The organism is Brevibacillus parabrevis (assembly GCF_003710905.1).
GTDB lineage: Bacteria > Bacillota > Bacilli > Brevibacillales > Brevibacillaceae > Brevibacillus > Brevibacillus parabrevis.
In genome coordinates this window covers 202219-214583 of the sequence record NZ_RHHV01000005.1, presented here as the reverse complement: position 1 = coordinate 214583, position 12365 = coordinate 202219, and the positions used below count along the sequence as shown (strand labels likewise).

Sequence of the window (12365 nt, the reverse complement as noted above, 5' to 3'; positions counted from 1 at the left end):
TTATTTCTTTTTGTTTCCAGTTCTATTCCTATTCAAAATTCTTATTGATAATAGTAATCATTCTCTAATATAATCATCCCAAAAGACAAAGATATTGATTCTCATTATCAAGTAACGGGAGGCTATACATCGTGAAGCAAGCAGGATGGAAAATGGGCATGATGGCGTTGCTGTTGACAAGTGCAGTCGGGTGCAGCAACACGCAACCTGCCGAACCGGCGAAGGATTCAAGCGCAACCGCACAACAACCAGCTACAGAACAACAGACAACCTCGTCCTCTCCAGAGAAAGCGGCTGCCGCAATCAGCGTGGACGAGAAACAGGCAGCAGAGCTGCTGGCGCAATTTCAGGGTCACTCTCCTGCCAAAGTCGTAACGATCTCCGTCGCGATTACCGAAATCATGAACGAGCTAGGCATTGCCCCGATCGGAGTGCCTACGACCAGCAGCAAGCTGCCTGCTGCTCTGGACAGCGTGCCCCGGATCGGGACGTCGCACCAGCCTGACCTGGAGCAAATCGCCAAGCTCCAGCCGGAAATCGTCCTCGGCCCCAGCTCCATCAAGGACAGTGTCGACAAAAAATTGAAGCCTGCGGGCACGCCAACCGCTTATTTGCCCGTCGATTCCCTCGATGAGCTGAAGCTGTCCACAGTCGTGCTCGGACGCCTTTTCAAACAGGAAGCGAAAGCAGAACAACTGCTCGGCAAAATCGCGGAACAGGAAAAAACCGCCATCGAGGCGACGAAGGGCAAACCGGCTCCCAAAGTGCTGTTTTTGTTCGGCTCGGCTGAAGCGCTCATGGTCATGAATGAAAACACGTTCGCCGGAAGCATTGCCCGCAACCTGGGGGCTGTCAACGTAGCTGCCGATACACTCAAGCAAACGCAAACCTACGCTCCTTTGAACATGGAGAGCATCATCGCGGCCAATCCGGATGCCATCTTGCTTGTAGCTCACGGCGATCCGAATGCTGTAGCGAAAAAATTCGAAGAAGATGTGAAAAAGAACGGCGCCTGGGAAAAAATGAACGCCTTCAAAAATGGCAAAATGCAGTCGCTTGATTTCAGTACGTTCGGCACGGCTTCTCTCGTCAACGCCCCTGCGGCCTATCAGCAGCTTGCGGACATCCTGTACAAGTAAGCAATAAGGAGCTTTTGCCGTGAGCCAGAACCACTCAAACAAAAAAACAGTCGTGTTGGGAATCGCCTGCCTGCTGCTTCTGCTGGCTACGCTGCTCTCTGTCGGGCTCGGGAGTGTGCAGCTATCGCTGTGGGAAACAATGACAACGGTACTGGGGCAAGGGACTGAAGCCAACCATACCATCCTGTGGGACATTCGGATTCCCCGCGTTTTCCTTGCGCTCTTGATTGGCGCCAATCTCGCCGCATCCGGAGCGCTGTTGCAGGCTGTCATGCAAAACCCGCTGGCTGATCCCGGGCTGACCGGAGTGTCCAGCGGTGCAGCCGTCACGGTTTTGTTCATTATGCTGGTGGTGCCCGGCTATTCCGCTCTTATCCCGCTTTTTGCCATCCTTGGAGGCGGGGTCGCTGCCTTGATGGTTTACATATGGGCTTGGAAAAAGCAGGGGGGCTTCACTCCTGTGCGCATCATCCTGTCTGGTGTCGCCGTCAATGCCGTATTTGGCGGCGTCATCGGCCTGTTGTCCATTTTGTACAGCGACAAGCTGCCAGCGGCTCTGCAATGGATGAACGGGAGCCTGTCCGGGAAAAGCATGAGCGATGTGCTGACGATCCTCCCCTACTCGGTCGCCGGGTGGATCGCCGCTCTGTTATGCATTCGCTCCGCCAACATTTTGCGCCTGGGCGAGCAGGTCGCGCACAATCTCGGGCAAAACTTGAATCGGCTCCGCTTCACCTTGTCCCTGATCGCCGTCTACCTCGCTGCCATCTCCGTATCGACCGTGGGACTGGTCGGTTTTGTCGGGCTGATCGTCCCGCATATGGCGCGCATGCTGATGGGCTCCGATTACCGGATGAACCTGCCTTTCGGACTTGTCCTCGGCTCTCTCGTCCTGCTCGTAGCGGATACGCTGGGACGGACGCTTTTTGCACCGCTCGAAATTCCGGCAGGGATCGTCATGGCGATTGTCGGCGGCCCCTACTTCCTTTACCTGATGCGAAAAGGAGGACAGTGAAGTGCTACATGTACAGTCGTTGAATATAAATTACGGGAGCAAACGAATCGTCAACGATTTTTCCCTGACGATCGAGGAAGGGGAAATCGTTTCGATCATCGGACCAAACGGCTCAGGCAAATCGACCGTGCTCAAAGCGATCTCACGCCTGATTCCTTGCGAGAGCGGCTGCGTGCGCATCGCGGGCCAACTGGCGGACAGCATGAGCATGAAGCAGCTGTCCCGCGTCATGTGCATGCTGTGCCAATCCAACTCCTGTCCCTCGGATGTCACCGTCGAGGAACTCGTCGGATATGGTCGTGTTCCGCACAAAAAGTGGTATGAACGACTCGATGCAAACGATTTTGAAATCGTCGACTGGGCCTTGCAACAAACAGGCATGGACAGCTACCGGAAGCGCTATCTGGCTTCCCTGTCCGGCGGGGAAGCCCAACGAGCCTGGATTGCCATGGCCTTGGCCCAGAAACCGAAGCTTCTCTTGCTCGATGAACCGACAACGTATTTGGACATCGCCCACCAGCTGGACGTGCTGGAGCTGGTAGCAAAGCTGAATAAGGAATTACAGCTCACGGTTGTGATGGTGCTGCACGATCTGAACCACGCCAGCACTTACAGCGACAAGATTTGCGTCATCAAGGACGGGGACATTCGCGTATTCGGCAAGCCCCAGGATGTCTTTACGATGGAGCTGATTCGCAGCGTCTACGGCGTCGACACGGAAATTCAATATACGCCAGACAGCAAAAGCCCGCGTATCCACGTCCTGAAAAAAGCACAATAATTTACGAAAAGCGAGGGATGCTCGTATGAAAGCAATGGACAAAGAAGCGATGAAGGTTCAGTACCAGACGTTTGCTGCCGGTATGAAAACACTCATGCTCAGCACAATCGACGAGCATGGAACGCCGTTTATCTCCTATGCCCCGTTCGTCAAGCACAACGGAAATTTTTATATTTACATCAGCAAAATCGCCAATCACTACCGTTACCTGGAAGAACAGCCGGGAGTCGATGCGATGCTGATTGAAGACGAATCCAAGACGGCGAATCTGTTTGCCCGCCAGCGCGCCCGCTTCGTCTGCACAGCCCGCAACATCGGCAACACCGGACATGATGAGATATTCGCCCAGTTCGAACAGCGCTTCGGCAAAAGCATGATGGATATGCTGCGCGGCCTCGACTTCTCCCTGTTCGAGCTTGAGCCATCGGAAGGCCGCTACGTTGCCGGATTTGGTCAGGCGTACGACATCGACCTGGCCGCGGACAAATTCGTGCACGTCAACCGGGACGGCCATTCCCAATCAGCCAAATAGACATTCACGCCAACAGGAGGGCACTTTCATGACTACATATTCAACTGCATTGACACTGTGGCTCACCATCCAGGAGAGATTCCACAAAACAGCCAAAAGCATGCCGGAAGAAGATTTGAAGCTCCGCATGGGCGCGGCATCCATCGGCTATATGCTCAGACATAACGCCGAGGTGGAATACATGTTTGCCGACTGGTATTTCGGGCAAAGCATCCCGGCAGACGTTCAGCTTTTGACGAAAAACGGGCCTGTCGAGGGAAAAGAATTTACCAACATGCGCGAGCTTGCCGATTTCATGACAGCCTCCAACGATCATCTGCTTGCCGGAATGCAGAACATGTCGGAAGAAGCGTGGACGACGCCTGTGACGACGCCGCTCGGTACGTCGACCCCGCTCGAAGCATTGGGACGCCTCATGTACCACACAGGCATCCACGCCGGACAAATCTCGCAAATTCAACGAGCGTTCCATGCAAAAGAAAAAGAGCGCACGCATTAAAGCGCCGCTCTACACAAAAAAGATCGCCCCTCGTCACGATCCAGCGGACGAAAGGGCGATTTTTTCATTGGCAATTGCGTCAGGACATGACGATTTTTCTGGCTGCGTTCAAAAACATTTTCACGCCGATTTCCAGCGCATCCTCGTCGATGGTAAAGCGCGGATGATGGTGCGGGTAAGTGATCCCCTTTTCCTTGTTTCCGGCCGCGACATAGAAGAAGCAGCCCGGAGCTTTTTGCTGGAAGGCGGAAAAGTCTTCGCCACCCATCGTCGGACGCATATGCTCGACCCACTCTTCGCCCAGCGCTTCCACGACGACCTCTTCCATCAGACGCGTCACTTCCGCATCGTTGATTACCGGACGGTAGCCGAACTCGTACTTGAACTGATAGCTCGCGCCGTGTGCTTCGGTAATCCCTTTGATCACCCGCTCCATCAGGCCGGGAATGGACTCCCGCAACGTTTGGTCAAAGCTGCGCACCGTCCCGCAAATTTCCACCGAGCCAGGAATGACGTTGTGAGTAGTCCCGCCGACAAACTGTGTGACGGACAGCACCAGGTTGTCGAGCGGATCGGCATTGCGCGAGACGATATGCTGCAAATTGGTTACGACCTGTGCCGCAACGGCGATGCTGTCGATAGTTTCATGCGGAAGCGCGGCATGGCCGCCTTTTCCCACCACAGTGATCCAGAACGTGTCAGGCGCTGCCATCATTGGTCCCGGGCAAATGCCGACTGTCCCGAACTCCATCGTCGCCCACAGGTGCGTCCCGATGACGATATCCACGCCATCCATTACACCTGCCTGCACCATCTCCTCCGCACCGCCTGGAAACACTTCTTCGGCGTGCTGGAACAAAAAGCGCACTTCGCCCTTGATCTGCTCTTTCATGCCGGACAAAATTTTCGCAGTACCAAGCAGCATCGAGGTATGTCCGTCGTGCCCGCAAGCGTGCATCACGCCCGGATTTTTCGAGACAAATTCAAAGCTGTTTTCTTCCGTGATCGGGAGCGCGTCCATGTCCGCGCGCATCGCCAGCACTTTTCCCGGCTCGGAGCCGATAAGCCGCGCCATCACACTGTTTTTCGTCGGTCTGCTCACTTCCAGGTTGCCAAAAGACAAAAGCGTCTCATAGACGAATTGCGCTGTCTTCTCTTCGTGGAAGGACAGCTCGGGATGCTCGTGCAAGTAGCGTCTCCACGCTATGACTTGCTCTTTGACCGCTCCGGCCGCCTGGTTCAAATCTGTCACTGTCGCTGTCATCGTTGTCTCCTCCTCGCCCGGCGAACGGCTTTGGAGCGCCTGTCCGCCTGCCTGCTCTCTATATTTGCTTTGCCAAAGTCAAAACGGTTCGGTACAACACCTTCGCGCCGTCCGCGCAATCCTCCATAGTCGAGTATTCCGCCGGATTGTGGCTGATGCCGTCTTTGGAGCGGATGAAAATCATCCCGACCGGACACAAATCGACCAGCTGCATGCAGTCGTGCCCCGCTCCGCTAGGGAGTCGAAACACTTCCAAGCCTTCCGCTGCACAGCCGTCCGCCGCAGCCTCCTGAATGCTGTCCGAGCATACCGCTGGCGCGATCCGCTGCAACAACTCCACTTTCAGCGTCACGTTGCGCTCTGCGCAAATCGCCTTGGCCCGATCGCAAATGCGCCGTTCCACGTCATCGCGAATCAACTCGTCCACATCGCGCAGGTCGAGCGCGAACTCTACCCGGCCCGGAATCACGTTGACCCCGCCAGGAAACGCCTGGATTTGTCCGACTGTCCCGACGCTGGTTCTCGTCCGGGCGGCTTCGTCTTCGATGGCGAGCATCACGCGTGCGGCCGCTGCCAGCGGATCACGGCGCAAATTCATCGGGGTAGCTCCGGCATGCCCTGCCTCGCCTTCCAAAATGAATTTCATCCAGAGCGGCCCCGCTACACCTGTGACGATTCCGACGGACAAACCGCGGCTTTCCAGCACTTTGCCCTGTTCGATATGCATCTCCACATACGCCTTGACGCTGCCAGGCGCGCGTGCGGCAAGGCCCGTCTGGTCAGGATCAAGCCCGACCTGGCGCATCGCCTCGGCTATGGTGATTCCGTCCTTGTCTGCCTGCTCCAGCTCGCTTCTTTTGATCAGTCCGGCAATCGCCCGGCTTCCGATCATCCCGTAGCCAAACCGCGTTCCTTCCTCGTCCGTCAAAGCAAGCACCTCAATCGGGTGCTCCGTCTCAATTCCCTGCTCATTCATCGTCTGCAAAATTTCCACGCCTGCCAAAACGCCAAGAGGCCCGTCAAAATCTCCGCCATTCGGCACGGAGTCGATATGCGAGCCAACCAAAACAACAGGTGCCGAAGGATTTTTCCCTTCTTTGCGTCCAATCAGATTGCCTACTTCATCCTCGCGAACGTCAAGCCCTGCTTCCTTCATGAAGGAAGCTACGAGATCTTTTGCCGCACGCTCCTCGGGGGTAAACGACAGCCGCGTTATCCCTCCAGCTTCCTGGGCGCCAATCTTGCCCAACTGCCCCAGCCGATCCCACAACCGATCCGCATTGATCATGACGAGTGACTCCTCCCTTATCCAACCGCTTATTAACGGTTGATTTACGGCTATGTCCCTAATTGTATAATAGTCTGTCTATTTTGAAAAGAAAAAAGCGTGTCGCCACGCCTCCCAAATAACGCACTTATCACAAGGAAATCCGGTACACTTTGCGCGGACGGCCGCGCGGATTCGGACTCTCCTCGCCGACGACTTGCGCGATGCCTTTCGACTCCAGCTCGATCAATATCCGGCGGGCGCTGCGCGGCAAAATTTGCATATGCGAAGCCAACTCATGCGCGTTGATCTCTTGCTTGCCCCGCTTTTTCAAAATCGACTCCAGCTTGGACAAAGTCATGACGCTTAACGACGTCAACTGGCTCAGTTCCTGCAGCTTTTCCGAGTCGTAGCGATAGGCGATCTGCTCCTCCCGTCCCAGTGGCCCAAGGACGCTTTTGTCGTCCAAAAACACCATCCAGTTGCCAGCTCCCCGCTCCTTGGCGTGAAGCAGTGCCGTGCCGCCGTGAATTTCCGCTTCGTAAGCCGTTTTGCCGATGCCGATGCCGCACGTGACCAGATCGGGGCGAATCCCGAACAGCTCCTCCAGATCGGGAATCGTGGCGTAGTCAGACGTGACCTCCTGCACTTTTCCGCGCGTGGTAAAAATCACGTAGCGCCCCGGCCCGGCCGTCTTCAGCGAGCCTTGCAAATACTTGGCGTAGCGCAAGAGCTTTTCCATCGTCTTGATCTCGGCATTTTGCCATTCATCCGTGGAAAAATTGCCGCCCGCAAGCTCGCGGAACGGATCGATTTCCATCATCTGCACCGCGATCTGCGTATCCTTGAAGTGGAGCATCTCGTGCGTGCGCAAAAGCATGTGGATGACAGACAGCACGCCCGCTTTTGTCGGCACGACGCGATGTACCGGGACACCGCGGCGCAAAAGCTCCTGCTCAGCCGTTCGCAGGCAAGTGACCGCTGCCTTCGTCTTGCCTTCCTGCCATAGCTTTTCGTGAAAATCCGCCAGCTCGCTGGCCAAAATCGCGCCCTCGTAATGTTTGAGCCAGCGAAAGCCTTCTGCTATGCCCGCTTCCTGCAAAAAGTGTCCAAGCTCTTCCGCAGTGAACGTGTCGAAGCTCACCTCGTCTACGCGAATCCCGAGCTGGTGGGACAAATGCAGCAACGTTCGGTACAGGCTCGCGCCAATGTGCGGCACATAGGCTGTCGGCACCTGGATTTTTCCCGTCTGGCTCGCCATCGCATGCGGAACCTGGCCGGAAAAAAGCCACATGTCCACCTCGTCCAGGTGCGGCAGCAGCAAATCCGGAATGTCTTCTTCTCTCCAATACACAATCGGCAAGCATTCAATCTCGGGAAACTCCTGCACAGCCGATTCGATGATCGCAAGCGAATCATCCGCGCCGATCACGCCTAGTCGCAGCCTCAATACTCGTCCCTCTTTCACGCTTTTTTCCTAGAATAGCAAAAATTTGCGCCGGCAAACAGCCACCGCCTTCCGTTAACGGGCGACCAGACTGCCTGCTGCCTGCCCGATCCGGTGCGCCGCGTACAAAATGGGCACGACCAGCAAACAGTAAGGCAGCGTGCTCCAGACGAGCGACCATGTGACCAGACCCGCTTCGAACAAGCGGACATACGTGTACACGCTGTAGGGCAGAACCAAAATCACGGCAGTTGCCACGCCAGGTGTGTACGTGCGCAGCGCAATCGTATGCCCGAGATGGGTGAAGACATGCAGAAACATGGCGTGCAGGCAGACCAGGAACAACGGCAAATAAGTTCCCTGTGGCAGTGTGGCAGCCGCAAGAACGACCGCAGCAGAGAGGACAGCGAAAATGCACGCGACTGCCACGGCAAACTGCGCGGTACTCATGGACAGAGACGGCTCCAGCCATTTTTGCAGGCCGCGGGGAACCTTTTGCATGATCTGCTCCCGCTTCACCCGGAGCCAGCTTTCGACCATGATGATTTCCTCCAGATCGTGAAAGACAAACACAACCAGCAACAGCCAAATGAGATGCGTCAACTCACCCATGCGCCATCCTCCTCATCGCTTTTCCTGCAAAATTCCGTGCGCCAAAAAGCATACGGCTTCGTCGGCGAGCTGCTCGGGCGGCTTTTCCCCGGTCAGCAAAAAGCGGGCCGTCAGCCGGTAGCATACGGCGACCATCGCTTCTGCGGCCACTTCAGGCGACAAAGCGGCGCGGACGTGTCCGGCAGCCTGATTTTGCCGCAAGTTGGCGCTTACCATCGCTGCCAGCTTGCGGTGCAGCTCCTCTCCTGCTTCCGCCTGATACAGGACAATCTGCGTCAATTCGGGCCGCTCCTGAAAGAACCTAAACAGAGCGACGAGATTTTCGCGCACCTGGTCGAAGACGTCTGCTTTGCCCAACGCCGTTACCTTGCTCCCTCCGTCAGCAAGCTCCCACAGCCGGGAAAAAAATTCGTCCATAAGCTGCTGGTACAGCCCTTCCTTGCTCTCGAAATACTGGTAAAAGGAAGCTTGCGTCAGCCCCGCCGCCTTGACGATGTCGCTCACCCGCGCGCGATGAAACCCTTTCGCCGCAAATTCAGAAGCTGCCGCCGCAAGCAGTCGGCCACGGCTTTGCTCGCCTTTTGGCAATTTGCTCTCCTCCATCTCCCCACCCCCAAAAGTAACTCAACAGTTATATAACTCATGAGTTACTTTTACATTTTTTGGCTTATTTTGTCAATCCCCTCTTGCTTTTTTGATTGGCACTGCGTAAAATGATTGCTCAAAGGGTATCTTTTTAATGGCAATGAGGAAGAAGAGTAGTCATTTTTCGAGACGACAGAGAGCTGATGGTTGGTGCGAATCAGTGTTGAGGGAATGATGAATGGGCTTCCGAGCTCCAAACCGAACCCGGCTTGTTCGCAGCGGCAGTAGGCTTTGGCGTTACGTCCGTACGTTACAAAGGACACCGTATCAAAACGGTACGGAACAAAGCGATTTTGCGCATGATTGTTTCCTGTGCAAAATAACAAGGGTGGCACCACGGTTCATTCGTCCCTGTCCAGGGCGGATGGACCTTTTTGTATTTCCATCATTTATTTCCCCATTTGGAAAGGAGCAGCATCTATCATGAAAACCATTTTTTCCGGTATTCAGCCCAGCGGCATCTTGACCCTCGGCAACTATTTGGGCGCCATGAAGCATTTTGTTCCGTTGCAGGACCAGTTCAACTGCTATTACTGCATCGTCGATCAGCATGCGATCACTGTGCCGCAAGAGCCGGCTGTTTTGCGCGAAAACATTCGTCGTCTCGCAGCCCTCTACCTGGCAGTCGGCCTCGATCCGAACAAAATGACCTTGTTCATCCAATCGGAAGTCCCGGCCCACGCCAAGCTCGGCTGGATCATGCTTTGCACGGCGTACCTCGGCGAGCTGGAGCGCATGACCCAATTCAAGGACAAATCGGACGGACGCGGCGAGTCGATCCCTGCCGGACTGCTGGCGTATCCTCCACTGATGGCGGCAGACATTCTCCTGTACGGCACTGACCTCGTTCCGGTCGGCGAAGACCAGAAGCAACACCTGGAGCTGACACGCGACCTGGCAACCCGCTTCAACAACCGTTACGGAGAAATTTTCACCATTCCGGAAGTTCGCCTGCCGGAAACGGGCGCACGCATCATGTCGCTCGCCGATGGCACGAAAAAGATGAGCAAATCCGATCCGAACCAGGGCGGCTTCATCTCCATGCTGGATGACCCGGCTACGATCACGAAAAAAATCAAGCGTGCGCAGACCGATTCCGACAGCGCTGTGCGCTATGACAAGACAGAAAAGCCAGCTGTCTCCAACCTGATGACCATCTACTCGCTCTGCTCCGGCAAATCGCTGCAAGAGATCGAAGCGATGTACGACGGCAAAGGCTACGGCGCTTTCAAGACCGACCTGGCCGAAGTCGTGGTGGAAACATTGCGTCCGATCCAGGAGCGCTACGAGCAGCTATTCCACTCCTCCGAGCTGGATGACATTCTCTCTGCCGGAGCCAAAAAAGCCAATGATGCTGCCAACGAGATGCTGCACAAAGTCGAAACAGCGATGGGCATGGCTCGCTGACCGACAGCAAGAACCACGCAAAAAACGGGCCGGGATATATCTCCCGACCCGTTTTCTTTTGGCAAAGGCGACTACGAATACTGCGTTACTTGCTTCGCATCGGCCGCCTTTTTGGTAACGAAGCTGACAGCAACCATGACGAATATGTTGACCACGAGAGCGAAAACCCCGTTGTTCAAATCCTGAATCCACTGGGGGAAGCCCGCGAACAGCATGGCCATGGTCGTTTTGGTGAACGTCATGTACAAGACGATTCCTACCCCGAAGAAAATGCCCAGGAACGCCCCTTGCTTCGTAATCTGGTTACGCTTCATCAAGCTGCAATACAGGGCCGGAGCCAGTTGGGTCACCAAACTGAACGAGGTGAGGTACAAAGTGGCAAGCGTGTTGTTCTCGCCCAAAGCCATCATCGTGCACACGAGGGACAGGACGATCACGAAGCTTTTGGCAATCAGGGCAGAGTTGGCCCCTTCGGCCTTGGGAAACATGTAACCGTATACATTCTTCGTCAGCATCGTAGCCGCAGACATCAGCATCATGGAGCCGGGCACGAGGGTAGCCAACAAGCCTGTAGCACCGATGATGCCCACAAACCACGGATCAAACGTCTTCATCGACAGGCGCAAAAGCGCGTAATCGCCGTCTGGCCCCGTAAGTCCAGGCACTTGAACGATGGCGGTAAAGCCGACAAAGTAGACGAACAAAATCATGATCGCATAGAGCGGAAGCAAAATGGCGTTGGTACGGAATGTCCGCGCATTTTTGGCTGCGAAAATCGTCGGTGCGTTATGCGGCCACATGAAGTAGCCGAAAGCGCTGATCGCTACGGTGGAGATGAACCAGGAGAGACTCATGCCTTTGTCCGGCAAGGTCAAAATCCCTTCCTTGGCCGCACTGACCGTTTCAAACATATGTTGAAAACTGCCATGGTAATGCACGGGCAAGTAAATACCGAGGAACAGGATGACAAAGAAAATCAGAAAGTCTTTCACCGTGGAAGTCCAGGCAGAACCGTGGATGCCGGAAATCATGACGTAAACGACCAAGGCGATCATCCCGATCCAGATCGCTACGGTAGGAGAAATCGCTCCGTACGAAGTGGCGGACACCAGTATACCCATCGACTTGAACAACAGAACAATATAAGGGACAAGGGCGACTACGCCGACAATCGTCACAAACACGCCCAACACGGGACTGTTGTATTTGACGGCAAAAAATTCGGATTGGGACACGAGGTTGTGTTTCTTCGCGAACCGCCAGATCGGGGGCAACAGCCAGTAGGACGTAATCGCGCCCAAAGTCGTTAAAGCGATCAGATAAAAGCCGACTGCGCCTTTGGAATAAGCCAGACCGCTCGTGCCGAGCAGGGTAAAAATCGAGTACGTCTCACCCGCCAACAGCAGGAACACGAAAATACTGCCGAATCCCCTGCCGCCAATCGCCCATTGCTCCATGCTCATGTCTTTTCCCCTGCGGGCCATGATGCCCAGCAACAGACTGACGAGTAACGCCCCGAAGATGATCCACATCGCGCTGTTCATTCGGTTTCCTCCTCTTGTTTGTTAATCGGATCGAGCTTGAAAATGATCCACATGATGACAGAGGACATAATCGTCCAGAAAAAGAACCAGAACAGCAGGAAAGGAAGTCCGAAAACGAATGGTTCCATTCGGTTGACAAATCCTGTGCCGACAAGAATTGCCAGAAACGGCAGCAAGCCGAGCAAATAATACACTTTCATCGATGTAGCCCCC

General features: G+C 55.0%; 13 protein-coding genes and 1 other annotated feature. Of the genes, 6 read left to right on the top strand and 7 right to left on the bottom strand.

The annotated features are described in order from the left end of the window. Positions 1–131 precede the first annotated feature (131 nt). From EDM60_RS04385 to EDM60_RS04365, 5 genes are read left to right on the top strand one after another with little or no spacing between them, the layout of a single operon-like run. Positions 132–1139 (top strand): helical backbone metal receptor, encoded by a 1008-nt coding sequence (locus EDM60_RS04385; RefSeq protein ID WP_122962855.1) that lies wholly within the window; start codon positions 132–134, stop codon positions 1137–1139. A 19-nt stretch (positions 1140–1158) separates the two neighbouring features. Beyond that, positions 1159–2154, top strand: coding sequence for a FecCD family ABC transporter permease (locus EDM60_RS04380; protein ID WP_122962854.1), 996 nt, complete (start codon positions 1159–1161; stop codon positions 2152–2154). A gap of 1 nt (position 2155) precedes the next feature. Further along, complete coding sequence (locus EDM60_RS04375) at positions 2156–2935, top strand: ABC transporter ATP-binding protein (RefSeq protein WP_122962853.1); 780 nt, start codon at positions 2156–2158, stop codon at positions 2933–2935. Between the two features lie 25 nt (positions 2936–2960). Further along, positions 2961–3467, top strand: coding sequence for a HugZ family pyridoxamine 5'-phosphate oxidase (locus EDM60_RS04370; RefSeq protein WP_122962852.1), 507 nt, complete (start codon positions 2961–2963; stop codon positions 3465–3467). Positions 3468–3495: 28 nt separating this feature from the next. Further along, positions 3496–3966 carry a DinB family protein gene (locus EDM60_RS04365; protein WP_122962851.1) on the top strand — a complete coding sequence of 157 codons (471 nt, stop codon included), beginning with the start codon at positions 3496–3498 and terminating at the stop codon, positions 3964–3966. Between the two features lie 79 nt (positions 3967–4045). Here the strand turns inward: EDM60_RS04365 and EDM60_RS04360 are convergent, their stop codons facing one another. From EDM60_RS04360 to EDM60_RS04340, 5 genes are all read right to left on the bottom strand, one after another. After that, positions 4046–5230, bottom strand: coding sequence for a M20 family metallopeptidase (locus EDM60_RS04360; RefSeq protein ID WP_122962850.1), 1185 nt, complete (start codon positions 5228–5230; stop codon positions 4046–4048). Positions 5231–5288: 58 nt separating this feature from the next. Next, positions 5289–6518: a Zn-dependent hydrolase gene (locus tag EDM60_RS04355; protein WP_122962849.1), complete on the bottom strand. Its 1230-nt coding sequence runs from the start codon at positions 6516–6518 to the stop codon at positions 5289–5291. Between the two features lie 130 nt (positions 6519–6648). Further along, positions 6649–7947 carry a helix-turn-helix domain-containing protein gene (locus tag EDM60_RS04350; RefSeq protein WP_122962848.1) on the bottom strand — a complete coding sequence of 433 codons (1299 nt, stop codon included), beginning with the start codon at positions 7945–7947 and terminating at the stop codon, positions 6649–6651. 72 nt (positions 7948–8019) lie between these two features. Then, positions 8020–8556, bottom strand: coding sequence for an HXXEE domain-containing protein (locus tag EDM60_RS04345; protein ID WP_122962847.1), 537 nt, complete (start codon positions 8554–8556; stop codon positions 8020–8022). Positions 8557–8568: 12 nt separating this feature from the next. Beyond that, positions 8569–9159, bottom strand: a complete 591-nt coding sequence (locus EDM60_RS04340; protein ID WP_122962846.1) for a TetR/AcrR family transcriptional regulator — start codon at positions 9157–9159, stop codon at positions 8569–8571. Between the two features lie 133 nt (positions 9160–9292). Then, positions 9293–9557: a binding site (T-box leader), on the top strand. Positions 9558–9624: 67 nt separating this feature from the next. On the opposite strand from EDM60_RS04340, the gene trpS reads away from it, so the two are divergent. Further along, a complete protein-coding gene (gene trpS, locus EDM60_RS04330; protein ID WP_122962844.1) occupies positions 9625–10608 on the top strand; it encodes a tryptophan--tRNA ligase in 984 nt (327 codons plus the stop codon). A 71-nt stretch (positions 10609–10679) separates the two neighbouring features. Here trpS and EDM60_RS04325 read toward each other — a convergent pair whose 3' ends face one another. Continuing rightward, positions 10680–12152, bottom strand: coding sequence for a sodium:solute symporter family protein (locus EDM60_RS04325; protein ID WP_122962843.1), 1473 nt, complete (start codon positions 12150–12152; stop codon positions 10680–10682). After that, on the bottom strand, positions 12149–12352 hold the full coding sequence (locus tag EDM60_RS04320) for a DUF3311 domain-containing protein (RefSeq protein ID WP_122962842.1): 204 nt from the start codon (positions 12350–12352) through the stop codon (positions 12149–12151). The genes EDM60_RS04325 and EDM60_RS04320 overlap by 4 nt, the downstream gene beginning before the upstream one ends. Positions 12353–12365: the final 13 nt, after the last annotated feature.

What these genes read in the sequence shown, in the direction of transcription:
- EDM60_RS04320 (WP_122962842.1), bottom strand. Translation starts at nt 12,352, where the DNA reads ATGAAAGTGTATTATTTGCTCGGCTTGCTGCCGTTTCTGGCAATTCTT.
- EDM60_RS04345 (WP_122962847.1), bottom strand. Translation starts at nt 8,556, where the DNA reads ATGGGTGAGTTGACGCATCTCATTTGGCTGTTGCTGGTTGTGTTTGTC.
- EDM60_RS04355 (WP_122962849.1), bottom strand. Translation starts at nt 6,518, where the DNA reads ATGATCAATGCGGATCGGTTGTGGGATCGGCTGGGGCAGTTGGGCAAG.
- trpS (WP_122962844.1), top strand. Translation starts at nt 9,625, where the DNA reads ATGAAAACCATTTTTTCCGGTATTCAGCCCAGCGGCATCTTGACCCTC.
- EDM60_RS04340 (WP_122962846.1), bottom strand. Translation starts at nt 9,159, where the DNA reads ATGGAGGAGAGCAAATTGCCAAAAGGCGAGCAAAGCCGTGGCCGACTG.
- EDM60_RS04365 (WP_122962851.1), top strand. Translation starts at nt 3,496, where the DNA reads ATGACTACATATTCAACTGCATTGACACTGTGGCTCACCATCCAGGAG.
- EDM60_RS04325 (WP_122962843.1), bottom strand. Translation starts at nt 12,152, where the DNA reads ATGAACAGCGCGATGTGGATCATCTTCGGGGCGTTACTCGTCAGTCTG.
- EDM60_RS04370 (WP_122962852.1), top strand. Translation starts at nt 2,961, where the DNA reads ATGAAAGCAATGGACAAAGAAGCGATGAAGGTTCAGTACCAGACGTTT.
- EDM60_RS04360 (WP_122962850.1), bottom strand. Translation starts at nt 5,230, where the DNA reads ATGACAGCGACAGTGACAGATTTGAACCAGGCGGCCGGAGCGGTCAAA.